Origin of the sequence: Methylobacterium sp. 4-46 (assembly GCF_000019365.1) — a bacterium.
Lineage (GTDB): Bacteria > Pseudomonadota > Alphaproteobacteria > Rhizobiales > Beijerinckiaceae > Methylobacterium.
The window spans coordinates 3,887,501-3,912,460 of record NC_010511.1 but is presented as its reverse complement, the minus strand read 5'-3'; the positions used below and the strand labels follow the sequence as shown (position 1 = coordinate 3,912,460).

Below are 24,960 nucleotides of genomic sequence, written 5' to 3'. Positions count from 1 at the left end.
CGTCCGGAAGGGATCATACGACATCCGGGAGATGGCTTCGCCATCTCCCATTTCGGCCATGCGGATGTCGGCTTCGCTCAGGCGCCGCGCGGGCTTGGGATCCGGGATCCGCTTCGATCAAGCGGATCCCGGATCAGTGGCGCAGGTCGGGCGAGCGCAATCTGGAGGTCAGGCCCCGGCCGGAAGCGGCCCCCGGGACGCCCCGCCGATCGCGTGCCGACCCTCGCGTCGGCGGCTCGGGCGCCGGCGCCGCGCCGGAACCGTGGCCCGGGGCGGAGATGCCGGGAGGCGAGCCCGTCGGGACGCGTCCGGACCGCGACCGCCCCGGCGGCTCACGCGCGCCGCGCGGCGACCGCCTGGGCCGCGTGCGCGGCCGGGCCGTGCCGGATACCCTGCCAGCCGAGCCAGCCGGTATAGAGGCCGACCAGCACGATCAGCGCCGCCGAGGCGTAGGGCGCCCGCCGGGCGAGGCGGCCGAACCCGGACCAGCGCGAGGCGACGTGCGTGACGCTCAGCGCGGCCAGCACGCCCGCCGACACCATCGTCGCAGCGAGCCCGAGGCTGAAGCACACGACCAGCGCGAAGCCGAGGCTGAACTGCTTGAGCTGGATGCACAGCAGCAGCACGGTGATCGCGGCCGGACACGGGATCAGGCCGCCGGTCAGGCCGAACAGGACGATCTGCCCCGTGGTGACGCGGCGGCCCGCGAAGCGCCGCCGGATGTCCTGCGCATGGGCGCGGGCATGGGCGTCGTCCTCCTCGCCGAGGTTCATGTGGGCGTGGGGATGGGCGGGCTCCTCGAAGGCGGCCTCGTGGGTCTCCGCCCCGGCCGGGCCGTCGAGGTGCAGCCGCGCCGTGAAGGCGTGCGGCTCCGGGATCTCCTCCCGGCTCTCCAGGACGGCGCCCGCGCGCACGAACGCGAAGGCCTGCCGGGTGCCGTCCGGGCGCAGGATCTCCAGGCGGACCCGCCCGGGATCCGGCAGCGGGCCGCGCTCGGCGCGCAGGCGCCAGCGCGGCGGCACGCCGTCCTCGAATACCTCCAGCGCGAGGAGCCCGTCGCGGGTCGCGACGGCCCGCGCCTCGCCGTGGTGGTGAGGGTGGTCGTGGTGCTGCTCGCGCCAGGTGCGCCACGCCATCCAGAGGGCCAGGGCGACGATCAGGAGCGCCGAGACGAGCTGGAAGTAGGGCTCGGAGGTCTCCCCCCATTGCTGCCCGAAGGATTGCCCGGCCAGCGCGATCACCCACACCAGCGCCGTGTGCGAGAGCGTCGCCGCCAGCCCCAGCAGCACCGCCTGCGCGACCGTCCCGCGCACGGCGATGATGAAGGCGGCCATCATCGTCTTGGAGTGGCCGGGTTCGAGCCCGTGCAGGGCCCCGAGCAGGATCGCGCTCGGCACGAACAGCCACGCATGCGCGGTCCCCTGCTGCAGCAGGTCGGGCAGTGAGGTCATGGGAGCGGCCTTCGCTACTTGAGATAGGTCCGCACCACCTCGATCAGCTCGGCCGCGCCCCTGGCGCGGTCGGCGTCCGGCTCGCCGTCCGGGTTCACGACGTGGTGGCGGATGTGGTCTTCGATCAGTTCGGCGGTCAGCCCGTTGATGGCCCCGCGCATCGAGGCGACCAGCATCAGCACGTCGCCGCAGCCCAGTTCGGCCTCCAGGGCCCGCTCGACGGCCTCCGCCTGTCCCCGGATCCGGCGCACCCGCGCCAGCAGCTTGGTCTTGTCCCGGATCGTGTGGGCCATGAACGACGTCCCCCGCCGCCAATAAAATAGGGGGGTACCCTATTTTTGTCCAGGGATGGGCATCCCGCGGCGCCGCGACAGCCCCGGCGCCGCCGCGCTTGACACCTGCGCGCGGCGGCAGAGGGTTTCGGGCCTGGGGGCGGCGATCCCCTCACGAGGCTCCGGCCGAAGCATCGCGTCCAGTCTGCTCTCTCGCAGGGACGCGCCATGGCTACGCCCACCTCCATTCCCGTCGACAAGCTCGCGCGCCTCGTCGGCACCCCCGGCTGCCCGCCGCTCCTCGACGTGCGCACCGACGAGGACTTCGCCGCCGACCCGCACCTGATCCCGGGCGCGGGGCGCCGCCCCTGGCGCGACCCGGCATCGTGGGCCGGGGCGCTCGCGGGCCGAGCCGCCATCGTGATCTGCCGCAGCGGCCGGACGCTCAGCCACGGGGTGGCGGCCTGGCTGCGTCAGGCGGGCGTGCCGGCCGAGAGCCTCGAGGGCGGCAGCGAGGCGTGGCGCGCCGCCGGCCTGCCGATGGTGCCGCAGGCCAAGCTGCCCCCCCCCCCCGCGACGCCGAGGGCCGCACCGTCTGGGTCACCCGGACGCGGCCCAAGATCGACCGCATCGCCTGCCCGTGGCTGATCCGCCGCTTCGCCGATCCGGCGGCCCAGTTCCTGTTCGTGCCGCCGGCCGAGGTCGAGGCCGTGGCCGAGCAGTTCGGCGGCGCGCCCTTCGACATCGACGGCCCGGGGGTGTTCTGGAGCCACCGCGGCGAGAGTTGCACCTTCGACGTGCTGCTGGACGAGCTCGCCCTCGGCACCGCGCCCCTGCGCCGGCTGGCGAGCATCGTCCGCGGCGCGGACACGGCGCGCCTCGACCTCGCCCCCGAGGCGGCGGGCCTGCTGGCCGCGTCGCTGGGCCTGTCACGCCTCTACGCCGACGACCTCGCCCAGCTCGACGCCGGCATGCTCCTCTACGACGCCTTCTATCGCTGGTGCCGGGACGCCACCGACGAGACCCACAACTGGCCGACCAACAGGCCAAGGCCGGGGGGCTGACCATGCGCGGCGCCACCCCGAGCGCGGCCGTGCCGGACCTGGCGGCCCCCGCCGGCCCGCCCCGGCCCGTCAGCCTGGCCGAGGCCCTGCCGGTCTGGCTGCGCGTGGCCGCCCTCTCGTTCGGCGGCGCCACGGCGCCCGGCGGCGCTGTCGGCCGTCCTGAAAGGCGCCCTGGGCGCCAGCCGGACGCCGTTCGGCGGCGAGACGGCGACGGGCGGCCCGCCGGCCGGCGGGTCCGGTCCGGCATCGGACGGCCAAGGCCCGGTCCCCGCCCGCGCCGCCGCGCCGGACCCGGCGCTGGACCTCGACACCGCGGCCATCGACGAGGCGCTCGGGCACAAGGGCAGGGTCAACGGCGGCGTCTACGCGGTCAGCGTGCCGCGCGCCGAGACTCCCAAGGATCACGGCATGAGCGGGCCGGAGGCGATGGGCTCGGCGATCGCGATCAACTTCCAGCCGACCGGCGGCGGCAGGGCGGCGATCGCGGGCGACTTCGTGCTCACCGCCGACGAGGTGAACCCTTTGCTCACGGCACTGCGCCGGCACGGCATCGCGGTGACCGCCGTGCACAACCCCATGCTCGACGACGCGCCGCGGCTCTTCTTCGTGCATGTCTGGGCCAACGACGACGCCGGGGCCCTCGCCAGGGGCCTGCGCGCCGCGCTCGACAGGGTCAGAACCGCCCGAAGCTGAGGCCGGCTCGGCCACCGGGCCGGCGGCGGGCGCGACGGGCGAGGGCGCGGTCGGCGCCGGAGGCGCCGAAGGCGGGCCGCCCGCCCCCGACGGGGCGGTTGAAACGCGGCCCGGCGCGGCCAAGTCTCCGCAGGGCCGGCGCCGCGCCGGCTCCGGAGCCAGATCCATGCGCGCCCTCGCCCTCCGCACCGGCACCCTCATTCCCGTCCTCGGCCAGGGCACGTGGCGGATGGGCGAGGCGCCGGCCGCGCGGCGCGCCGAGGCCGAGGCGCTCCGCGCCGGCATCGATCTCGGCATGACGCTGATCGACACCGCCGAGATGTACGGCGAGGGCGAGACCGAGACCTTCCTGGGCGAGGCCCTGGCCGGGCTGCGCCGGCGGGTCTTCCTCGTCAGCAAGGTCTACCCGCACAATGCCGGCCGCGCCCGCCTGCCGCGCGCCTGCGAGGCGAGCCTGCGCCGGCTCAGGACCGATCACCTCGACCTCTACCTCCTGCACTGGCGCGGCGACGTGCCCCTCGGCGAGACGGTCGAGGCCCTGGAGGCCCTGGTGCGCGCGGGCAAGATCCGCGCCTGGGGCGTCAGCAACTTCGACACGGAGGATCTCGACGACCTCGCCGAGGCCGGCGGCGCGGCCTGTGCGGTCAACCAGATCCTCTACAACGTGACCCGCCGCGGCCCGGAATTCGACCTCCTGCCCGCCATGGACGCGCGCGGCATCGCCGCGATGGCCTACAGCCCGGTCGAGCAGGGCCGGCTGCCCGGGGACGGGGCCCTCGCCGCGGTGGCGGCCCGGCACGGGGCGACGCCCTATCAGGTGGCGCTCGCCTTCACGCTGCGGCGCCCGGGCGTGATGGCGATCCCGAAGGCAGGTCGCCTCGCCCACGTGCAGGAGAATGCCCGCGCGGCCGACCTCGCCCTCGGCGCCGAGGACCTGGCCGCCCTCGACGCCGCCTTCCCGCCGCCCCGCCGCAAGACCCCGCTCGCCATGCTCTGATCCCGGCGGTCATGGCACACGACCGCTGGGAGAAGCCGATTCTCGCTTGCGCGTCCGGCCCGCCGCGCCCGGACCCCGCCGGCGGATGCGGCGCAAGACTTGGCACGCCGCTTGCTTGGTAACCGGCGCAGCGCAGAGCCGGGTCGGCTCTTGTCGGGTTGGCGTGCCCATCGTCGGGTATCCGTTGAGCCTGCGCCCGGCCTTGCGCCCATGGCCGAGCGGCCCCGCCCGCTTGCGGCGAAGCCCCGTTCACCGGACCACCGCGACGCCCTTCGAGACGGGGTTCGAGCATGTGCGGTCGTGACGGGCTGTTCTACCGAAACTTCTCCCGGCGGGGCTTCCTCGCCCGAAGCGCCGCCGCGGCGGCGCTCGCCCTGCCGGCCCATCTGGCGGGCCTGCTCGCGCCCGCCGCCGCCGGGACCGTGATCAAGGCCACCCACGGCTCCGGCTTCTGCAACATGGGCATCTTCCTCGCCAAGGAGCGCGAGCTGACCAAGGCGGACGGCGTCGAACTCGACTTCGTGGTGACGCCCTCCAACACCGAGATCACCACGATGTTCGGGGCGGGCCTCGTCGACATGTCGATGATCCCCTACTCGAATTTCATGACCCTCTACGACGCGGGCGCGCCGGTGAGGATCGTCGCGGGCGGCGGCGTCGAGGGCTGCATCATCGTGGCGCGCGACGGCATCGCCTCCGCGGCCGACCTCAAGGGCAAGACCTTCGGCACCTTCCAGGCCGACACGCTCGAGGTCCTGCCCTACGACTACCTCAAGAAGGCGGGCCTCGGCTTCCGGGACGTCGAGATCAAGTACCTCGACACCTCGCCCGAACTGGCCCAGGCCTTCCTGGCCGGCGCCCTCGATGCGATCTGCCACATCGAGCCCTACGCCTCGCAATGCGTGCGCGGCCGCAAGGGCGCGCACGTGCTCTCGGACGGGACCGACGTCTACGGCAAGGGCTATTCCGACTGCGTGCTCGCCGTGCGCACGCCGCTCCTCAAGAGCAACCCCGCCGCCGTGAAGGCCGTCATCAAGGCCCTGTTCGTGGCCCAGGCCCAGGCCGAGGCGGACAAGGGCGCCGCCCTCAAGGACACGGTCGGCAAGTACTACAAGACCAGCATGGAGGCGGCGGTCGACGCCTCCTCCAAGCAGCCGATCGTGGTGGATCAGCGCAACCAGACCCGGTTCATCCTGGCGCGCGGCACCTCGATGCAGGAACTCGGCTACGTCAGGAAGGCCCCGGACGAGGGCGCCTTCGACTGGAGCCTGCTGGAGGCGGTGATCGCCGAGAACAAGCCCCTGTACGACGGGCTCAAGCTGAAATCGGCCTGATCGCGCCGCCCCTCCTCGGCAGAAGCGCGCGAGGCCGTTCCGCCGGGGTCCCGATTTCCGCCTCGTCCGCCGAGCCGCCGTCCCGTTCGGCGAAAGCGGCTCCGACAGGGATCATCTCGTGACCACGCACGCACGGATCGGCCCGCTCGCGGCCCCGGCGGCGCGCGCCGGCCTGCCCCGCCTCGGCCACGCCTGGCGGCGGCGCCTCGCGGGCCTCGGCTGGGCCGCCCTCTCCATCGGCCTGTTCGCGGGCCTGTGGGAAGCGCTCTGGGCGCTCGACCTCCTCAACCCGCTGCTCCTGCCGCCGCCGCACCTGTTCCTGGCGGACATCCCCGGGACGCTGCGCTACTTCGACCGCTCGAACCGCGTCGGCAGCGTGGCGAGCGGGGGCGGCGTCGCGGCGCTCCTCGTCACCATGGCCTGGACCACGATGCGGGTCTTGGTCGGGCTGGCGCTCGGCTTCGTGGGCGGCGTCCTCGTCGGGGCGCTGCTCCACTCCGTCCGCCTCCTGCGCAACCTGCTGATGCCGATCGTGCTGATGCTCGCCCCGATCTCGCCGGTAGCCTGGCTGCCGGTCGCGATCTTCGTCTTCGGCATCGGCGACAAGCCGGCGATCTTCCTCGTCTTCATCACGCTGTTCTTCGCCATCGTGCTCTCGACCGGGGCGCAGATCGAGAGCGTGCCGAAGACCTACATCCACGTGGCGCGGATCATGGGGGCGACGCACCGGCAGACCTTCTGGCGGGTGATCCTGCCCGCGATCCTGCCGAGCCTGTTCGTGACCCTGCGCCTCAACCTGTTCGGGGCCTGGATGGTGGTGCTGATCGCCGAGACGGTCGGGGTCGGCACCGGGCTCGGGCAGATCACCGCGATGGCGCGCTCGACCTTCAACGCCAAGCTGGTCTTCTTCACCATGGCGGTGATCGGGCTGCTCGGCTTCCTGTCCGATCTCGGCCTGCGGCAGGTGCAGCGCCGGATGCTGTGGTGGATCGGCCCGGGAGGCGTGCGATGACCCGGCCCGCCATCTCGATCCGCGGCGTCTCGAAGCGCTGGATGCCGGAGGGCCGCGCCCCGGTCCAGGCGCTGGCCGAGCTCGATCTCGACGTGGCGCCGGGCGAGTTCGTGGTGCTCCTCGGCCCTTCGGGCTGCGGCAAGTCCACGCTCCTCTCCATGATCGCCGGGCTCGAGGAGGTGTCCGGCGGCGAGATCCTGTCGGACGGGCTGCCGGTCACCGGTCCCTCGGCCGAGCGCGGCATGATCTTCCAGGAGGCGTCCCTCTTCCCCTGGCTCAGCCTCGCGGACAACGTCGCCTTCGGCTTGGCCATCCAGCACGTGCCGCCGGCCAAGCGCCGCGAGCGGGCGGCCGAGATGCTGCGCCGGGTCGGGCTCGGCGACATGCTCGACAAGAAGCCGGACGAGCTCTCCGGCGGCATGCGCCAGCGCGCCGCCTGCGCCCGGGCGCTCGCCATGCGCCCGAAGGTGCTGATGATGGACGAGCCCTTCGCGGCCCTCGACGTCCAGACCCGCTCGCGCATGCAGGACTTCCTGCTGCAGATCTGGCGCGACAGCGGCGCCTCGGTGATCCTCGTCACCCACTCGATCGACGAGGCGATCGCGCTCGCCGACCGGGTCGTGGTGTTCACGGCGCGGCCGGGCCGGGTGAAGACGATCGTGCCGATCGACCTGCCGCGCCCGCGGCCGTCGCGGGACCCGCGCTATCACGCCTATCGCGACCTGTTCACCGACCTGCTCGGCGCCGAGGTCGACCGCGCCTTCGCCGAGCAGGAAGCGCTGGCGGCGCGATGACCGCCGCGCTTCGCGTCGCGGCCCTGCCGGTCGGCCCGGCCGGGGCCGACCCGGACGCTCCCTGGCGGGAGGTCGAGGCGGGCGCCGCGGCGGCCGCGCGGGCCGGCGCCGCCCTCGCGGTCCTGCCGGAACTCACCGTCCTGCCCTGCGTGGCGGGGGACGACCCGGCGCGCTGGCGCCACCTCGCCGAGCCGGCCGCGGGTCCGACGGTCGCGCGGATGCGCGCGCTGGCCCGCCGCCACCGCCTCGCCCTGGTCTTCGGGATGGCGCTCGCCGAGGACGGGGCGGAGCGGCCGCTCAACGCCGCGCTGCTCGCCGCGCCGGACGGCGGCGTGGTGCGGCTCGCGGCCAAGCGGCGCCTGCCGCCGCCCGGCCCGGGCGACAGCGTCGGGGAGGCGGACCATTTCCGCCCCGGCCCGGCGGAGACCCGCGTCGTCCCGGTCGCGGGGCGGCGCCTCGCCGCCCTCGTCTGCTACGACCGCCGCTTCGCCGAGAGCTGGGACCGTCTCGCCGGGGCGGCCGACCTCGTCGCCGTGCTGGTCGCCGGCCCGGCGCCGCAGGATCCGCCGGGCTTCTTCCGCCGCGAACTCGCCGGCCATCTCCGGCGCTGCGGCCTCCCGGCCGTGGCCGCCGCCCGGTACGGGGTCGAGCACGGGCTCGGCCGTCCCGTGCGGCACGACGGCGAGAGCCTCGTCCTCGGCCCGGACGGCACCGTGCTGGCGGCGAGCCCGCCGGGCGCGGCGGCGCCGGCCCTCGCCACCCTCCCGCCGGCCCCGCTCCGGCCCTCCCTCCCCACAGCGTAACGGAACGCGCCAATGGCAGAACTCATCGTCCAGGCCGGCTGGGTCGTCACCGGGATCCGGGACCGCCACACCCCGATCATCGTCGAGGACGGCGCCGTCCTCTCCCGCGACGGGATCATCGCGGCGGTCGGCCCCGCGGAGGCGCTGCAGCGGCAGGCGCCGCGGGCGGAGCTGCGCCGCTATCCCGGCCACGTCATGCTGCCGGGCTTCGTCAACAGCCACCACCATGTCGGGCTCACCCCGCTGCAGCTGGGCTCGCCCGACTACGCGCTGGAATTGTGGTTCGCGAGCCGGCTGCCCGCCCGGCGCATCGACCTCACCCTCGACACGCTCTACTCGGCCTTCGAGATGGTGGCCTCCGGCGTCACCACGGTGCAGCACATCCAGGGCTGGATGGCCGGCGGCTACGAGGCGATCCACGCGGCCGCGACGCAGACGCTGAACAGCTACCGCAGCCTCGGCATGCGCGCCTCCTACTGCTACGCGGTGCGCGAGCAGAACCGCCTCGTCTACGAGGCGGACGAGGCGTTCTGCGCCCGGCTGCCCGCCGATCTCGGCGCCGAACTGGCGGCCCACCTGAGGGCGCAGGCGATGCCCTTCGACGACTTCCTGCGCCTGTTCGACGCGCTGCGGGAGGAGAACGAGGGCCAGCGCCTCACCCGCATCCAGCTCGCCCCGGCCAACCTGCACTGGTGCACCGACGAGGGGCTGGTGGCCCTGGACGCGCGCGCCCGCGCCGCCGGCGCGCCGATGCACATGCACCTGCTGGAGACCGCCTACCAGAAGGAATATGCCCGCCGCCGCACCGGCAAGACGGCCCTGCGCCACCTGCACGATCTCGGCGTGCTCGGGCCGCACATGACCCTCGGCCACGGGGTCTGGCTCACCGCCGAGGACATCGACATCGTCGCGCAGACCGGCACCTGCCTGTGCCACAATTGCTCCTCGAATTTCCGCCTGCGCTCGGGCCTCGCCCCGCTCAACACCTGGGAGCGCAAGGGCATCACGGTCGGGATGGGGCTCGACGAGGCCGGTCTCAACGACGACCGCGACATGCTCCAGGAGCTGCGCCTGGCGCTGCGGGTCCACCGGGTGCCGGGCATGGACGACGACGACGTGCCGACGCCCGCGCAGATCGTCCGGATGGCGACAGAATCGGGGGCGATGACCACGGCCTTCGGCGCCACGATCGGGCGGCTGGAGCCCGGGCGCTTCTTCGACGCCTCGCTGATCAACTGGCGCCGGGCCACCTACCCGTTCCAGGACCCGGACATCCCGATGCTCGACGCGCTGGTGCAGCGGGCCAAGATCGACAGCGTGGACGCGGTCTACATCGACGGCGACCTCGTCTACGCCGAGGGCCGCTTCACGCGAATCGACCGGGACGCGGTGCTGGCCGAGATCGCCGCGATCCTGACCCGCCCGCGCACGCCCGAGGAGGAGACCCGCCGCCGCCTCGGCCGGGCGGTCTTCCCGCACGTGAAGGCCTTCTACGACGGCTACCTGCCGGAGACGCCGCGGAGCCCCTTCTACGCCGCCTCGTCCGCCGTCTGATCCGGGATCCGCTTGATCGAAGCGGATCCCGGATCGCGAGCCCGCGCGGCGCCTGAGCGAAGCCCACATCCGCCATCCCGAAGGGATCAAGCGGATCACCAGCCCGCGCGGCGCCTGAGCGAAGCCCCAATCCGCCATCCCGAAGGGATCAAGCGGATTGGGTATGACGGGATCCGGGATCGGGCGGCGGCGTTGCCCGCGAGGCCCGCCCGGGAGCCGCCATGCCGCCGTCCGACCCCGACCTCACCCTCCTGCGCCTGCCCGAGGCGACGCTCGGTCTCGCCTCGGCCGGCCCACCGGACGGGCCCCTGACCATCCTGCTGCACGGGTTCCCGGAATTCTGGTACGGCTGGCGCCACCAGATCGGACCGCTCGCGGCCGCGGGCCTGCGCGTCGTCGCCCTCGACCAGCGCGGCTACGGCCGCTCCAGCAAGCCCGCCGCGGTGGCGGCCTACCGGCTGGAGCGCCTCGCCGGGGACGTGCTGGCCGTCGCGGACGCCCACGGCGCCGCGCGGATCCGCCTCGTCGGCCACGATTGGGGCGGCATCCTCGGCTGGTGGCTCGCCGCGCGCAGGCCCGAGCGGATCGCCCGGCTCGCCGTCCTCAACGCGCCGCATCCCGACCTGCTCACCGCCTTCCTGCGCCGGCACCCGCTGCAGGCCCTGCGGCTCGGCTACTTCGCGGGGTTCCAGCCGCCCCGGCTGCCGGAGGCGGCCCTGCGGGCCGGGCGCTTCCTGGCCCTGCGCGAGGCGCTGCGCCTCACCAGCCGGCCGGGCGCCTTCACGCCGGAGGACCTCGCCCGCTACGAGACGGCCTGGGCCGAGCCGGGCGCGCTCACCGGCATGCTGAACTGGTACCGCGCCTTCCCCAAGCGCGCGCCCGCGCCGGGCCGGATCCGCGTGCCGACCCTGATCCTGTGGGGCCGCAAGGACATCGCCCTCAGCCCGGACCTCGCCGAGACCTGCCTCGCCGCCTGCGACGAGGGCGAGGTCGCGTGGTTCCCCGAGGCGACCCACTGGCTGCAGCACGAGGAGCCGGAGGCGGTGAACGCGGCGCTCGCCGCCTTTCTGACCCGTCCGGACGGCGGGTGAGCGGGCGGCGCCCGCGGCGGCCCGGCCGGGGCCGGCTCAGGCCCGCGCGGGCTCCGGCCGATCACCCGCCCGCACCTCGCGCAGGAAGGCCAGGATCGCCGGGAGCCGCGCGGCGAGCGCCTCCGGGTCGTCGTCCTCCAGGGTCAGGCAGCCGTAGCAGCGCCGATTGTCCAGGTATTGCGGGATGCCCCGGCGCCGCGCATGGTCGGAGAACACCACGTATTCGTGCCGCCCGCTGCCGTCCTCGTAGCGCAGGAGCGGGATCGCGTCCGCCCGCACGAGGTAGGTGCAGTGGACCACCGGCACCTCGACCACGCCGAGGATCCGCCGCTCGAGCAGCGCGTCGTAGTCCCGCGATTCCGCGAAGTAGCCCTGCGCATCCACCGCCGCGTGGAAATTCGCGTAGCGCGAGCCGGGCTTCACCTCCCGCAGCATCGGCGCCACGATCGGCAGGTTCAGGCTCACGAGATCGCGCAGGGTCGACGGGATCAGGAAGTTGTCGGCATCCGCCACGAAGTAAAAGGCGCAGTCCCGCGCCAGGGTGAGGGCGAGGCTGCGCTGGCGGATCGCGCCCAAGACCGCGAAGCGCTGGGGCGTCCACTCGTGCACCGCGAGGTCCTGCACCGGCTCGGGCACGTCCGCGTCGTCGAAGACGATCCCGGCGTAGAGCCCCCCGACCCGGTCGAGCCAGGCGCGCAGCATCCCGCCCGTCCGGTCCGTGTTGTTGTTGGTGCGCACGCACAGGACGATCGATGATTTCGGGTAGTCGAGGGCCTCGATGCAGTCGAGGTAGAGGTCGAGCACGGGCTCCTTCTGCTTGGCCAGGACGGCGAGGAGCACGCGCGGGGCCGGCTCGGGCAGGCGGCTTCGCAGCGGCCGCAGCGCCGCCGGCGGATCGAGGGGCGGGGAGGGCTGCCGCGGCGGGGCCTGCTCCAGGGCCGAGGCGGCGAAGCGCAGGTTGCGCAGGATCCGCTCGCGGTCGGGGCCAGGCAGCATCTCGCTGTGCAGGGCGCGCAGGCAGCCGTCGATGCAATCGTGCATCGCGCCCGCCCAGTAGGCGTTGATCGCGTACTCGTCGGCGAGGCCGTAGGCGTAGATCCAGCGCTCGACGAAGAGCCCGTCGGCCGGGGCGGGCCGGCCCAGGGCCTCCTTGGCGATGGCGTGGCCCTGGCGGTTGCGCCCGATGCCGCGGCAGAAGCGGCTCGCCGCGTGGGCCGCCTCGACGCGGCCCGGCCGGACCTCGCCGGCCCGGCGGTAGACCGCCAGGATCTCGTCCGGATCCGCCCGCAGGGCCTCCATCAGGCGGCCGGCCTGGTAGAGGCTGACGAAGACCTCCTCCTCCCAGAAGCCCAGGGTCGCCCGCCGGAGATAGGCCTCGACCGCCTGCTGGACGGCGCCGCAATCGCGGTAGGTCTGCGCGAGGTAGAAGGTGTAGCGCGCGACCAGGAAGGGGTCGGTCTCGGCGGCGAGCGCCTGCTCCAGCACCGCCGCGTCGCGCCGATAGGTCGCCGGATCGCGCCGCCGCCGCCCGTCCTCGCTCACGCGGATCGTCAGGGGCAGGTGCCCGGAACTGCGCGCCTCCTCGCAGGCCAGGAACTCGTGCAGCACGCCCCGGTAGCGCCACGGGAGGGCGTTGCGCACGAGCTGCGGGCGCCGGTAGGCGATCGCCCCGAACCGGATGTCGAGCGTGTAGGAATCCGCGTCGAGGGGCGGCAGGACGAAGCCGTCCGGGATCTCCAGCGTGTCGTCGGCGTCGATGATCAGCGAATAGGCGCCGCGCGGCCGGGCGAGGTCCAGCGCCTCGCTGCGGTTGTGGGCGAAGTCGCGCCAGGGCCGCTCCACCAGCGCGCCGGGCAGCCCGGCGAGGGCGTCGCGCACGATCTCCTGCGTCCCGTCGGTCGAGCCCGTATCGACGACCACCCAGTGGTCGATCAGGGGCCGCACGGAGTCGAGGCAGCGCCGGATCACGGGCGCCTCGTCCTTCACGATCATGCAGAGGCAGATGCCCCGGTCGGCGGTCATGCGGGGTTCCCTCCTCCGGTCCCGAAGGTCAGGAACACGGAATTGCGCCACATGCCGGTCTCCGTCTGCGGACAATAGGTGAGGACGACTGCGCCCGGCAGGTCGAAGGGCGGTCGGTCGAGCCGCAGGGGCCGGTAGCCGCCCGGCTCGATCTCGCCGTTGAGGCCGTCCTCGGGCTTGTCGGTGTTGGTGATGAGGGCGAAGCGATAGCGCGACCGGATCACCGGCAGGTACGCCCGGATCACCCCGAGCGGCAGGTGCTGGAGCACCTCCTTGGCCAGGAGGAGGTCGCCTCCCGGCAGGTCCTCGATGCGCGTCAGCAGCCGGAAATCGACCGTGTCCCGCCAGTAGCGGGCGAGGTTCCGGGTGATCACGCTCTCGACGACGTCGAACCCCGTGTAGGTGACGCCGCTCCAGTCGATCAGGCGGGAGAACTGCCAGTCCCCGCAGCCGAGTTCGGTCACGGTGGCGACGCGGTTCTCCGCGATGAAGCGCTCCAGGAAGGCGCGGTACGCGATCGTGTTGACCGGACGGGACCCGGGCCCCGAGCCGTGCGACCAGCTGTCGGCCCGGTAGATGGTCTCGAAGGCGCGGGCGATCGCGGCGGTGTCGGTCATGGCCTCCTCGGAGTGGGCCGCAGGACCGGGCCGCCGTTGCGCGGGCCGGTCCTGCCGCTGGGTCATGTCATACCGGTTCTCGATCGCCGATCCCGCGCGGCGGCCGCGCCCGACGGCCGTGCCGAACCGATCGCCGGAGACTCTCCCATCGCCGGAGGCCCTCTCACGGGCCGGCGCCGCGGGCCGCGTCGAGCGCCGCGACGACCTCGCCGGTGATCGCCGCCGCGGCCTCCCGCCAGGGCGCCGCCTCGCGCCGCTTGGCCTCGGCGTCGGGTCGGAAGGCGCGGCCCGGCGCCTTCGCGTCCCGCGCCGCCGCCGCCCGCATCGCCGCCAGGACGGCGGCGTCCGGCCACAGCCCGAAATGCGGCGCGACCCGGCCGAGGATCGCCTCCGGCAGGTCGTCGTAGCGCAGGATCAGCCCGCGCCCGGGCGCCCGGGCGAGGCCGTCGAGCGCCGCGCGCCCGAGCGCCGCCATCACCCGCAGCTGGTAGAGGTCCGGCGCCAGCGCGAACAGGTCGGCCTCGGCGAGCCCCAGCAGGGAGGCCGGGATCCGGCCCGGCATCGTGTCGGCCCCGGCCTGCCGCCGCTGCGAGGCCAGGATCTCCAGCGGCTCGCGGTAGAGGAAGAGCCAGGGCACGTCCGGGAAGACGCGCTGGATCCGCGCCAGGTCGAGCACGTCCGCGGCCATGAACTTCACCACGGCCCGCGCCTCGTCGGGGAAGCGCCGCGCCGCGAGGGCGCCGACCAGGCCGCCGAGCCATGCATCGACGCGGGCCGGGGCGAGGCCCCCGCCATGCCCGGCCTCCAGCACGCCCCGCAGCGGCCCCGGCTCCGACAGCACCAGGGTGGACGGGTCCGCCGCGAGCACCTGGGCGCACAGGGTCGAGCCGCAGCGGGCCATGTGGAAGATGAAGCCCGCGGGCGGCAGGCCGGGCGGGCGGGCCGCCAGGGCGTCGGCGCGGCTGCGCTGCTGGAAGGCCGCGTTGAAGGGCGCCCCGATCTCGCGCGAGATCGTCTCGAAGAAGAACGGCTCGGTCGGGCGGCGCGCCCCGAGATGGCACCAATCGACGGTCAGGGTCCCGTCCGCCCAGCCGGTGCGGAAGGGCGTCCAGCCCGCGAAGGCGTCCGGGTCGTCGTTCTCGATCGGCCCGACCTCGCCCGGCAGGGCGAGGGGCGCCGATTGCATCAGCCAGCCGTGGCGATTGGCCCGCATCGCCGCCTCCACGTCGGCGGGCGTCACCGCCTCGGCGGCCGGCGCCGCGGCCGCGCAGGCGGCCGCCACGAAGGCGTCGCGGTCGAGGATCGGCCGCAGGGAGGCCGCCAGCGCCGCATCCGCGGCGACGCGGCGCGCGAGGGCCGCGAATCCGTCCCGGCTCATCCGCCCGCCTCCCGCGCGGCGCGGAACAGCGCCGCGACCCACGCGTCCACCTGCGCGTCGATGACGAGGTGGATCCGCGCCGCGGCGCCGTCGTTGCGCACGCTGTGCGGGTCCGACAGGCGCAAGTACCAGCAGGAACCCGGCTCCATCACCACCCGCGCGCCGTTGAGCCGAAAGTCCACGCCCGGATTGGTGACGAGGGGCACGTGCAGCCGCACCGCCCCGTCCTCGAAGGCGAGGTCGCGGTCGCGGTGCTCGCGGATCACCGAGCCGGGCCCGAGCCGCATCAGCCGGACGCTGGCGAGCGGGCAGGGCAGGGCGGCCAGCGCCGCCCGGATCGCCGGGCAGGCGGCGAGGGCGGGCGCGTCGGCGAAGTCGCCCGCCGGCGGGTCGGCCGCGATCATCATCACCGGATGGGTCGCGCCGGCCGGGGCGCGCAGCGGGATCACGTCCCACTCGCCCGCGTAGTTGCGGGTGATGAAGTGGCGCAGCCACGGCGTGCCGCCGAGGGCCGCGCACTCGGCCGCCATGGCGGCGGCGTCGAAGCGCAGGGGCAGGCGCAGCCGGTCGGGGACGGGGGTCACGGGGCGGGGCTCCAGGCGAGGTCGAGGGTGAGGTCGGTCTGCGCGATGGGCCGGAAGCCGAGGCGCGCGTAGAGGCGGCGCGCGCCCGCATTGCCCTGCGCCACCGTGAGGTGGACCGGCAGGCCGAGCCGGGCCGCCTCAGCCATCACCTCGCCGAGGAGGCGAGTGCCGAGGCCGCGCCCCTGCCAGGGGGGCAGCAGCGCCACGTCCACGACGGTCAGCGCCGCCCCGCGGGCGGTGACGAGCCGCCCGACCGGGACGCCGCCCGCCTCGACGATCTCGTGGCACGCCTGCGGGTAGAGCGCCCGGTAGGTCGCCGCCTGCCCGGCGAAGCCCTGGTCGAGCAGCAGGGCGCGCAGGGGCGCGGGCAGCCCTTCCAGGGGCGTGCCCTGCGCCGCCGCGAACAGCGCCCGCAGGAAGGGCGCGTCCTCGGGCCGCTCGGGACGGCGGACGGGGACGTCCGCCGGGCCCGCCTCGTGCGCCGCCGCCACGCCGTCAGTTCCGGGCCGGGAAGAGGCCCTGGAGGGCGATGAGATAGTTCAGGACCAGCGTCGGCTGCCGGTTCTCGTGGGGCTGAGAGCCGCCGGTGCTCTGGATCGTCCCGGGGTTCAGCACCACCGACTGGGCCGGCGCCGGGTTGTGGGTCTTCAGGGGCCTGTTGTTGGCATCGCTCGTGTTCGCCAGGAAGGCCCCGGCCGCGGCGACCTGCGTCCCCTGGGCGTCGCTGACGGTCACCAGGTGGCTGTGCGCCGGGATCTGTGCCTGCGTCAGGGTCACGGCCTCGTCGCCGAGTTTGTCGCCGAGCACGTAATTCGAGAGGCCGGGCGCTTGGCCGGCGCTGACCGGGACGCGCCCGCGCAGATCGGGCAGCGCGAAGCTCACCCTGCCGTCGCCGCCGTAGGTGGTGCCGATAATCGCGAACAGCGCCTGATATTGCGCGATCGGCAGGAGCTGACCATGGCAGAACGCCCACCCCCGGGCCGCATAATTCCCTGCGAAGAGCATGATCTGACCAACGAAAGGCTCGGTCATGACTGAAAATTCCTGAAGATCGACGGCGAATTCGGAGATGAGACCGAAGATCGTGCGCCGCAGCAGAATCGGTTTCGGCGCACCGCGTGCTCGTATCCCGTCACCGGAGACGAGTCCATGGATTTTGCGAGGGCGCGACGCAGTGAAAAAATCTCACGAGAATCGATTGCGGCTCGTCCATTCTCGGGCGCGCGAGATACTCTTGCCGAGCATGTTCAGATATTCACGAGATGTCGTCGGGCCGGCGGGAATCTGTCATCTCGGCGACATGTCGCTGCAGGTTGCGCGCCTCTGACGCCGCTGCGGCCAGCGGGCCTCGTTCCGCGGTCGGGTTCGCCCTCGGCCACGTGACCGCCGCCTGCGCGGCGCCGGGCGCGTCGACCGGACGCGCCTCGAACCCGACGTCGGTCCTGCCGAAAGCCGCCGGGCGCGGGGGTCGGGGCCGCGCCAAGGCGCGCCACCCCAGCGGGAACGGCGCGTGCTTCCCGGGCCCGGCGGCCACGGCCCTCCGCCGGGCCCCGTCAATTCCGGGCCGGGTAGATGCCTTCGACGGCGATGATGAAGTTGAGCGCGAGGTAGGGCTGAATGTTGGGATGGGCCTGCGAGCCGCCGGCATTCTGGACCGTGTCGTCCGCCAGGGACACCGGTTTCGCCGCCGTGCCGGAGGTGTGATTGAGAACCGGCGTGGGCCTTCCTCCGATCGTCACCGTCGCCTGTGCCAGGTGAGCCTTGTCGGGCGAGCTGACGTTGCCGTCGGTCGCGTCCCCAGTGATCTTGTGCGAATGCGCGGGGATCTGCTGGACGCCGAGCGTCACAGTCTCGGTCCCCGCATGCTGGCCGAGCACGTAACTCGACAGGCCGGCCCCTTGGCCGGGATGCAGCGGCACGCGACCGCGCAGATCAGGCAAGGCGAAGGTCGTCTTTCCATCGCCGCCGTAGGTGTTGCCGAGAATCGCGAACAGCGCTGGGTGCTGCGCAATCTGCATGATCTGGCCATTGCAGAACGCCCAATTTCTGGGAGCAAAATTCCCGGCAAACAGCGTGATTTGACCAACATATAGCGCCGTCATACCCACCTCCTTTTAAAGATACACGGAAGTTAAGAGAAACCACGGGACACCATGCACAGCAACAGGACCGCTCCTGTGCACCGCGTCCTCCTAGCTGATTATATCATTCAAGTCCACATGCAGTTTATAAAACTGTCACCTCTCTCATGATCGCGCTGAAATCGCCATCATGGTAGCCGACGAAGCCAAAGTTACTATATACCAGCATATGTATAAACTCACACTATGTATTCGTATTAAAGGAATTATGCCTTTTCGGCAACACGTCTCACTGATCTGGCGAACATCCGCTCCCATCCCGCTCACAGGACTTGACCACCAATCTCTCCGAACGGAAGAGATCAAGGTCATTCGGCGGGGCCGGCTGGCGAAATCGCGTCCTCCGCGTGACGGTCCCCTTCGCCACCTTTGCTGTCGGCAACGCCGCACAAGCGGCGGCGGAACATTTGGGGATCGGGTTCGATGGCCTACGGAACGATCACGGTAACGGCAAATTTCGTACAGCCCCTAACAAATGCAGTTTCGAATTCAGGCATCGTACTTCTTTATGACACGACCGGCACATCGACCCTGTCTGCATCTAATTTTATTGGATCTTCAGGATATTACTTTACACCCTCAGGCAGCACCACAGGAACTTCCGCATATTTCTCGCTGACAACCACGGCGACCGTCGGAAGCGGCCGCAGCTTCACCGCCATCATCGAAAATCCAACCTACTTTAATTCACCAGCACCGACGAGCCTCACCAGTTCAGCAGTCTACAATTCGAATGGCCAGGATACCGGCGCGTCCGCAACACTTAGTGCTGGCGGCGTCGACAAGGCAAACGGTTTGGGTGGAGCGAACTATGACGTGAATTACGCGAAGCTCGTCTTCTCGAATGTCACCGTCACGGCCGGAGGGGGCGCACCCGGGCCGACAGGTGCCAGCGGCGCAACGGGCGCAACGGGCGCCACTGGCGCAACGGGGAGCGGAGCCACAGGCGCGACAGGGGCCACCGGCGCCACGGGCACGGGCGCGACCGGGCCGACCGGGGCCGCGGGCTCCACCGGCGCGACGGGCACGGCCGGTGCGACGGGCGCCACGGGAGCGGGCGCCACAGGCGCCACAGGCGCGACCGGTGCGACGGGAGACACGGGCCCCACGGGCGCGGGGGCGACCGGAGCCACAGGCGCGACGGGCGCGGGGGCGACCGGCGCCACGGGATCGGATGGCGCGACCGGCGCCGCGGGCGCGACCGGTGCGACGGGATCCGCCGGTGCGACGGGGGCGACGGGCACGGCGGGGACCACGGGCGCGACCGGCGCCGCGGGCGCGGATGGCGCCGGGGGCGCGACCGGCAGCACCGGCGCCGCGGGCGCGACGGGTGCCACCGGCGCGGACGGCGCGAGGGGCGCCACGGGCAGGGACGGCGCCGCGGGGGCGACCGGCGGCACAGGGGCCGCAGGCGCAACCGGCGGCACGGGAGCGGCCGGCAGCACCGGCGCCGCGGGCGCAACGGGTGCCACCGGCGCAGATGGCGCGAGGGGCGCCACGGGCAGGGACGGCGTTGCCGGGGCGACCGGCGGCACGGGGGCTGCGGGTGCGACCGGCGCCACGGGCGCGGACGGCGCGAGGGGTGCCACGGGCAGGGACGGCGCCACCGGGGCGACCGGCAGCATGGGGGCTGCGGGTGCGACCGGCGCGACCGGAATCGGTGCGACGGGGTCGGCCGGCAGCACCGGCGCCGCGGGCGCGACGGGTGCCACCGGCGCGGACGGCGCGAGGGGCGCCACAGGCAGGGACGGCGCCGCGGGGGCGACCGGCAGCACGGGGGCTGCGGGTGCGACCGGCGCGACCGGAATCGGCGCGACGGGGTCGGCTGGCAGCACCGGCGCCGCGGGCGCAGATGGCGCGAGGGGCGCCACGGGCAGGGACGGCGCTGCCGGGGCGACCGGCAGCACGGGGGCCGCAGGCGCAACCGGCGCCACGGGCGCGGACGGCGCGAGGGGTGCCACGGGCAGGGACGGCGCCACCGGGGCGACCGGCAGCATGGGGGCTGCGGGTGCGACCGGCGCGACCGGAATCGGTGCGACGGGGTCGGCCGGCAGCACCGGCGCCGCGGGCGCGACGGGTGCCACCGGCGCGGACGGCGCGAGGGGTGCCACGGGCAGGGACGGCGCTGCCGGGGCGACCGGCAGCACGGGCGCCGCGGGCGCGACCGGTCCCGCTGGGGCCACGGGCGCCGGCGGCACGACCGGCGCGACGGGGGCGGCCGGGGCGACGGGCACCGCCGGAGCCACCGGCGCGACCGGGAGCACCGGACCGGCCGGGGCCACCGGCGCCACCGGCCCCGAATGCTTCACCCACGGCACCCGCCTGCTCACGCTCACGGGCGCGCGCCGCGTCGAGGATCTCGCGGTCGGCGACCGCCTCCTCACCGCCGCCGGCGAGGCCCGGCCGGTGGTCTGGATCGGGCGCCGCCGCCTGCGCCCCGACGCCCATCCCCGCCCCGACCGCGTCCGCCCGGTGCGGATCCGGGCCGGGGCCCTGGCGCCGGGCCTGCCGGAGCGCGACCTCCTGCTCTCGCCCGGCCACGGGGTGCTGTTCGCCGGCCACCTGATCCCGGCCGGCCTGCTGGTCGACGGGCGCGGCGTGGCGGTGGAGGCCGTGGCCGAGGTGGAGTACCTGCACGTGGAACTCGACCTGCACGACGTGGTCCTGGCCGAGGGCGTGCCCTGCGAGAGCTACCTCGATGCCGGGCAGCGGGCGGATTTCGAGGAGGCGGGCGGGGTGACGCGCCTGCACCCGGTCTTCCTGCCGCTGACCTACGAGGCGGCCTGCGCGCCGCTGGCGGTGGCCGGCCCGGTGCTGGCGGCGGCGCGGGCGCAGATCGCGGCCCGGGCGGAGGCCCAAGCCGAGGCCGCAGCCCAAGCCGAGGCCCAAGTCGGGGCCCAAGTCGAGGCCCAAGCCGAGGCCGCGGCGCGGGAGGGCGAGGCCGCGCCGCGCCGGCGGCCGGCCGGGTGAGGTCCCGGCGAGGGCTGAGCCCTCGCCCCCCTCACTCCGCCGCGAGCGCCGCCGGGCCGGCGTTGCCGGCGAGCACCTGCAGGGCGGCCTCGACGCCGCCCGGGCGGTGCGGGATGCCGCGGATCCGCAGGCCCAGTTCGACGCCGGCCAGCGTCCCGGTGACCATCAGGTCGTGGAAATCGCCCAGGTGGCCGATGCGGAAGACCCGGTCGGCCAGCGGCCCGAGGCCGTTGCCGAGCGACATGTTGCAGCGCTCCAGGATCTCGGCCCGCAGCGCATCCGCCGAGTGGCCCTCGGGCAGGCGCACCGCGGTCAGCGCCGAGGAATAGTCCTCCGGATTGCGGCACTGGATCTCGAAGCCCCAATGGGCCACGCAGGCCCGGGTCGCCGCCGCGGCGCGGTCGTGGCGGGCGAAGACCGCCGGCAGGCCCTCGGCCCGCAGCATCTCCAGGGCCACCGCCAGCCCCTGCAGCAGGTTCGTGGAAGGCGTGTAGGGGAAGGTGCCGGTGGCGTTCGCGGCCAGCATCTCCTCCCAGTTCCAGTAGGAGTTCGGCAGCCGCGCCGACCGCGACGCGGCCAGCGCCTTGTCCGAGACCGCGTTGAAGGACAGGCCGGGCGGCAGCATCAGCCCCTTCTGCGAGCCCGCGATGGTGACGTCGACGCCCCACGCGTCGTGCCGGTAATCGATCGAGCCGAGCGACGAGATCGCGTCGACGAGGAGCAGGGCCGGGTGGCGCGCCTGGTCGAGCGCCCGGCGCACCGCCGCCACGTTCGAGGTCACCCCCGTCGAGGTCTCGTTGTGGACGATGCAGACCGCCTTGATGGCGTGGCCCGCATCCTCGGCGAGGCGCGCCTCGATGGCGGCCGCGTCGACGCCCGAGCGCCAATCCCCCTTCAGGAATTCCGCCTCGATCCCGAGGCGCTTGGCGAGGCGGCTCCAGAGGGTCGCGAACCAGCCGGTCTCGAACATCAGCACCCGGTCCCCGGGCGACAGCGTGTTGGCGAGCGCCGCCTCCCAGGCGCCGGTGCCGGAGGCCGGGTAGATCACCACCGGGTTGGTCGTGCCGAAGACCGGCCGGATCTCCGCCAGCACCGTGCGGCCGAGCCGGGCGAAGTCCGGCCCGCGATGGTCGATGGTCGGCCTGGCGATCGCGGCGAGGACCGGCAGCGGCGTGTTGGTCGGTCCCGGAATCTGCAGGAAGTGGCGGCCCGGCGCGTGCGTCATGAGGGTCCTCCCGGCTGTCGGCCTGCGGTTTTGGCGTGATCTGAATTTTGTATTATGTATGCGGCAGAGGCAAGAGCCGGCGGCCGGCCCGCGGCGGCAGGGGAGGGGGCGATGCACGGGTCTCTGGGCAATCCGGGGGCGGCGGGTCGGGAGGCGGGGTCCTCGGCGCCCCTGGAGCGGCGCCTGCGCGAGGCCGTCTCGGGCGAGGTGCTGTTCGGCGCCTTCGACCGCGGGCGCTACGCCACCGACGCCTCGATCTACCAGATCATGCCGCGCGGCGTGGTGCTGCCGCGGACCCGCGCCGACATCGCCGCCGTGCTCGCGGTCGCGGCCGAGCACGAGGTCCCGGTCGTCATGCGGGGCGGGGGCACCTCGCAGAACGGGCAGCCGATCGGCGCGGGGCTCGTCGTCGATTGCTCGCGCCACCTCGACGGGGTGCTGGCCTACGATCCGGCCGCCGGCACCGTCACGGTCGAGCCCGGGACGGTGCTGGAGCGCCTCAACGCGCGGCTGAAGGCGGATGGCTGGTTCTTCCCCGTCGAGCCCTCGACGGCGAGCCGCTGCACCATCGGCGGCATGGTGGGCAACAATTCCTGCGGCGCCCGCTCGCTGCGCTACGGCAAGATGGTCGACAACGTGCTCGGCCTCGACGGCCTGCGCGCGGACGGCACCGCCTTCTCGCTCTCCGCCGAGGGCGCGCCCGGGGCGGAGGACCTCGCCGCGCGGATGCGGCGCCTCGCCGAGGCCGAGCGGGACGAGATCGAGGCCCGGTTCCCGAAGGTGCAGCGGCGGGTCGGCGGCTACAATCTCGACGCGCTGCTGGCCGAGCGCCCGAACCTCGCCCACCTCCTCGTCGGCTCGGAGGGCACGCTCGCGGCGACGACCGCCGTCACCCTGCGGCTCGCCCGCCTGCCCGCCCACCGGGTGATGGGGGTGTGCCACTTCCCGTCGTTCCGGGCCGCCATGGAGACGGTGCCGGCCCTGGTCGCCCTCGATCCGGTGGCGGTGGAGCTCGTCGACAACAACGTGCTGGTGCTCGGCGCCGACATCCCGCTCTTCCGCGCGACGCTCGCCGACATCGCGCGGGGGCGGCCCGACTGCCTGCTCCTCGTCGAGTTCGCCGGCGAATCCGAGGCCGCGCTCGCGCGCGACCTCGCCCGCCTCGACGCCTGCATGGCCGATCACGGCTTCGCCGGGGCGGTCGTGCCGGTGGTGGAGCCCGCCCGCCAGCGCACCGTCTGGGGCATGCGCGAGGCCTGCCTCAACATCATGATGTCGATGCGCGGCGACGCGAAGCCCGTCTCCTTCATCGAGGATTGCGCGGTGCCCCTGGAGCACCTCGCCGACTACACCGACGCGGTGACGGCCCTCTTCGCCCGCCACGGCACGAGGGGCACGTGGTACGCCCACGCCTCGGTCGGCTGCCTGCACGTGCGGCCGATCCTCAACCTCAAGCAGGAGGCCGGGATCGCCGCGATGCGGGCCATCGCGGAGGAGACCGCCGACCTGGTGCGCCGCTTCAAGGGCTCGTATTCGGGCGAGCACGGCGACGGGATCTCGCGCTCCGAGTTCATCGCGCCCCTGTTCGGGCCGCGGCTGACCCGCGCCTTCGAGGCGGTCAAGGACGCCTTCGACCCGGAGAACCGCCTCAATCCCGGCAAGATCGTCCGGCCCCTGCGGATGGACGACCGCGGCCTGATGCGCTTCCCCGCGGGCTACCGGGTCGCGGCGCCGGCGCCCGCCCTCGACTGGTCGGCCTGGGGCGGGCTCGGCGGCGCGGTCGAGATGTGCAACAACAACGGCACCTGCCGGTCCCTGGCGGGGGGCGTGATGTGCCCCTCCTACCGGGCGACCCGCTCCGAGGAGCACCTGACGCGCGGGCGCGCCAACACGCTGCGGCTCGCCCTCTCGGGCCAGCTCGGGCCGGACGCCCTGACCGCCCCGGAGACCAAGCGCGCCCTCGACCTCTGCGTCTCCTGCAAGGGCTGCCGGCGGGAATGCCCGACCGGCGTCGACATGGCCCGCATGAAGATCGAGGTGCTCCACCATTACCACGCCCGCCACGGGCTGCCCCTGCGCGAGCGGCTGGTGGCGCACCTGCCGCGCTACGCCGGGCTGGCGGCCCGGCTGGCGCCGCTCCTGAACCTGCGCAACCGGGTGCCGGCGCTGGCGCGGCTCGGCGAGCGGCATCTCGGCCTCTCGGCCCGGCGCGCGCTGCCGCGCTGGCGCCGCCCCTTCGCGGAGGCCGGGGAGGTGGCGCATCCGGCCGACGTCGCCGGGGATTTCCGCGACGTCGTGCTGTTCGCCGACACCTTCAACCGGGCCTTCGAGCGCGAGAACCTGGAGGCGGCCGAGACGGTGCTGCGCCGCGCGGGCTACCGCCTGCACCGGGTGGCGGCGCCGGGCGGCGCCCGCCCGCTCTGCTGCGGGCGCACCTACCTGTCGGTGGGCGACGTGCCCCGGGCCCGGGCCGAGGCGCGCCGCACCCTCGACGCGCTGCTGCCCTTCGTGCGGGCGGGCGCCCGGGTGGTGGGGCTCGAACCCTCCTGCCTGCTCACCCTGCGCGACGAGTTCGCGGCCCTGCTGCCCCCCGCCGAGGCGGCGGAGCTCGCGGCGGCGAGCCTGCTGTTCGAGGAGTTGCTCGCCGCCGACCTCGCGGCCGGCCGGATCGCCCTTCCGCTCGCGGACCAGGGCGGGCGCGTGGCGCACCTGCACGGCCACTGCCACCAGAAGGCCTTCGGGGCGATGGGGGCGGTCGAGACGGTGCTGCGCCAGGTGCCGGGGCTCGACCTGCGGCTGATCGAATCGAGCTGCTGCGGCATGGCGGGCGCCTTCGGGTACGGCGCGGCGACCTACGACGCCTCGGTGGCGATGGCGGAGTTGTCGCTGTTTCCGGCCCTGCGGCGGGCGGACCCGGACGACCTCGTGGTGGCGGACGGGACGAGCTGCCGCCACCAG

The 24,960-nt window shown here is 73.9% G+C and carries 19 protein-coding genes and 2 pseudogenes (1 of these 21 running past the window's edge); 11 read left to right on the top strand and 10 right to left on the bottom strand.

Features of this window, described 5'->3' with window-relative positions; translation table 11 throughout:
• Nucleotides 1–332: 332 nt before the first annotated feature.
• Nucleotides 333–1,451 carry a nickel/cobalt efflux transporter gene (locus M446_RS16765; protein WP_012333288.1) on the bottom strand — a complete coding sequence of 373 codons (1,119 nt, stop codon included), beginning with the start codon at nt 1,449–1,451 and terminating at the stop codon, nt 333–335.
• A gap of 14 nt (nt 1,452–1,465) precedes the next feature.
• Nucleotides 1,466–1,744, bottom strand: coding sequence for a metal/formaldehyde-sensitive transcriptional repressor (locus tag M446_RS16760; protein ID WP_012333287.1), 279 nt, complete (start codon nt 1,742–1,744; stop codon nt 1,466–1,468).
• A gap of 207 nt (nt 1,745–1,951) precedes the next feature.
• On the opposite strand from M446_RS16760, the pseudogene M446_RS16755 reads away from it, so the two are divergent.
• The 9 genes and pseudogenes from M446_RS16755 to M446_RS16715 all read left to right on the top strand — a co-directional run bounded on the left by M446_RS16755 (nt 1,952) and on the right by M446_RS16715 (nt 11,065).
• Nucleotides 1,952–2,787: pseudogene (locus tag M446_RS16755) on the top strand (chromate resistance protein ChrB domain-containing protein).
• A gap of 138 nt (nt 2,788–2,925) precedes the next feature.
• Nucleotides 2,926–3,480 (top strand): annotated as a pseudogene (locus tag M446_RS16750) (DUF1259 domain-containing protein); the annotation flags it as partial.
• Between the two features lie 166 nt (nt 3,481–3,646).
• Nucleotides 3,647–4,477: an aldo/keto reductase gene (locus M446_RS16745; RefSeq protein WP_012333286.1), complete on the top strand. Its 831-nt coding sequence runs from the start codon at nt 3,647–3,649 to the stop codon at nt 4,475–4,477.
• 290 nt (nt 4,478–4,767) lie between these two features.
• Complete coding sequence (locus M446_RS16740) at nt 4,768–5,811, top strand: ABC transporter substrate-binding protein (RefSeq protein WP_012333285.1); 1,044 nt, start codon at nt 4,768–4,770, stop codon at nt 5,809–5,811.
• Between the two features lie 118 nt (nt 5,812–5,929).
• Nucleotides 5,930–6,823, top strand: coding sequence for an ABC transporter permease (locus M446_RS16735; RefSeq protein ID WP_012333284.1), 894 nt, complete (start codon nt 5,930–5,932; stop codon nt 6,821–6,823).
• Nucleotides 6,820–7,617, top strand: coding sequence for an ABC transporter ATP-binding protein (locus M446_RS16730; RefSeq protein ID WP_012333283.1), 798 nt, complete (start codon nt 6,820–6,822; stop codon nt 7,615–7,617). The genes M446_RS16735 and M446_RS16730 overlap by 4 nt, the downstream gene beginning before the upstream one ends.
• Nucleotides 7,614–8,420: a carbon-nitrogen hydrolase family protein gene (locus tag M446_RS16725; protein ID WP_012333282.1), complete on the top strand. Its 807-nt coding sequence runs from the start codon at nt 7,614–7,616 to the stop codon at nt 8,418–8,420. The genes M446_RS16730 and M446_RS16725 overlap by 4 nt, the downstream gene beginning before the upstream one ends.
• 12 nt (nt 8,421–8,432) lie before the next feature.
• Complete coding sequence (locus tag M446_RS16720) at nt 8,433–9,974, top strand: amidohydrolase family protein (RefSeq protein ID WP_012333281.1); 1,542 nt, start codon at nt 8,433–8,435, stop codon at nt 9,972–9,974.
• A 221-nt stretch (nt 9,975–10,195) separates the two neighbouring features.
• Complete coding sequence (locus M446_RS16715; RefSeq protein WP_012333280.1) at nt 10,196–11,065, top strand: alpha/beta fold hydrolase; 870 nt, start codon at nt 10,196–10,198, stop codon at nt 11,063–11,065.
• Between the two features lie 36 nt (nt 11,066–11,101).
• Here M446_RS16715 and M446_RS16710 read toward each other — a convergent pair whose 3' ends face one another.
• The 7 genes from M446_RS16710 to M446_RS16675 form a co-directional block, all read right to left on the bottom strand.
• The gene (locus M446_RS16710) at nt 11,102–13,087 is read right to left on the bottom strand and encodes a glycosyltransferase (RefSeq protein ID WP_012333279.1); all 1,986 of its coding nucleotides are present in this window, start codon (nt 13,085–13,087) and stop codon (nt 11,102–11,104) included.
• The gene (locus M446_RS16705; RefSeq protein WP_012333278.1) at nt 13,084–13,704 is read right to left on the bottom strand and encodes a class I SAM-dependent methyltransferase; all 621 of its coding nucleotides are present in this window, start codon (nt 13,702–13,704) and stop codon (nt 13,084–13,086) included. Before M446_RS16705 ends, M446_RS16710 begins: the two co-directional genes overlap by 4 nt.
• Nucleotides 13,705–13,867: 163 nt before the next feature.
• The gene (locus M446_RS16700) at nt 13,868–15,082 is read right to left on the bottom strand and encodes a sulfotransferase family protein (protein ID WP_012333277.1); all 1,215 of its coding nucleotides are present in this window, start codon (nt 15,080–15,082) and stop codon (nt 13,868–13,870) included.
• Complete coding sequence (locus tag M446_RS16695) at nt 15,079–15,666, bottom strand: aspartyl/asparaginyl beta-hydroxylase domain-containing protein (protein ID WP_012333276.1); 588 nt, start codon at nt 15,664–15,666, stop codon at nt 15,079–15,081. Before M446_RS16695 ends, M446_RS16700 begins: the two co-directional genes overlap by 4 nt.
• The gene (locus M446_RS16690) at nt 15,663–16,157 is read right to left on the bottom strand and encodes a GNAT family N-acetyltransferase (RefSeq protein ID WP_012333275.1); all 495 of its coding nucleotides are present in this window, start codon (nt 16,155–16,157) and stop codon (nt 15,663–15,665) included. Before M446_RS16690 ends, M446_RS16695 begins: the two co-directional genes overlap by 4 nt.
• Nucleotides 16,158–16,161: 4 nt before the next feature.
• Nucleotides 16,162–16,698, bottom strand: coding sequence for a phage tail protein (locus tag M446_RS16685; RefSeq protein WP_012333274.1), 537 nt, complete (start codon nt 16,696–16,698; stop codon nt 16,162–16,164).
• A gap of 521 nt (nt 16,699–17,219) precedes the next feature.
• Nucleotides 17,220–17,768 carry a phage tail protein gene (locus M446_RS16675; protein ID WP_012333272.1) on the bottom strand — a complete coding sequence of 183 codons (549 nt, stop codon included), beginning with the start codon at nt 17,766–17,768 and terminating at the stop codon, nt 17,220–17,222.
• A 2,034-nt stretch (nt 17,769–19,802) separates the two neighbouring features.
• Here M446_RS16675 and M446_RS39000 point away from each other — a divergent pair.
• A complete protein-coding gene (locus M446_RS39000; protein WP_265576369.1) occupies nt 19,803–20,777 on the top strand; it encodes a Hint domain-containing protein in 975 nt (324 codons plus the stop codon).
• Nucleotides 20,778–20,808: 31 nt separating this feature from the next.
• Here M446_RS39000 and M446_RS16665 read toward each other — a convergent pair whose 3' ends face one another.
• Entirely contained in the window at nt 20,809–22,002 is a 1,194-nt protein-coding gene (locus tag M446_RS16665; protein WP_012333270.1) for a pyridoxal-phosphate-dependent aminotransferase family protein, read from the bottom strand.
• Between the two features lie 111 nt (nt 22,003–22,113).
• Here M446_RS16665 and M446_RS16660 point away from each other — a divergent pair, with 111 nt between their 5' ends.
• Nucleotides 22,114–24,960, top strand: the 5' portion of a protein-coding gene (locus tag M446_RS16660; protein ID WP_012333269.1) for an FAD-binding and (Fe-S)-binding domain-containing protein. Its footprint extends 105 nt past the window's final position; 2,847 of the gene's 2,952 nt are visible here — the first part of the coding sequence; the start codon lies at nt 22,114–22,116; its stop codon lies off the right edge, out of view.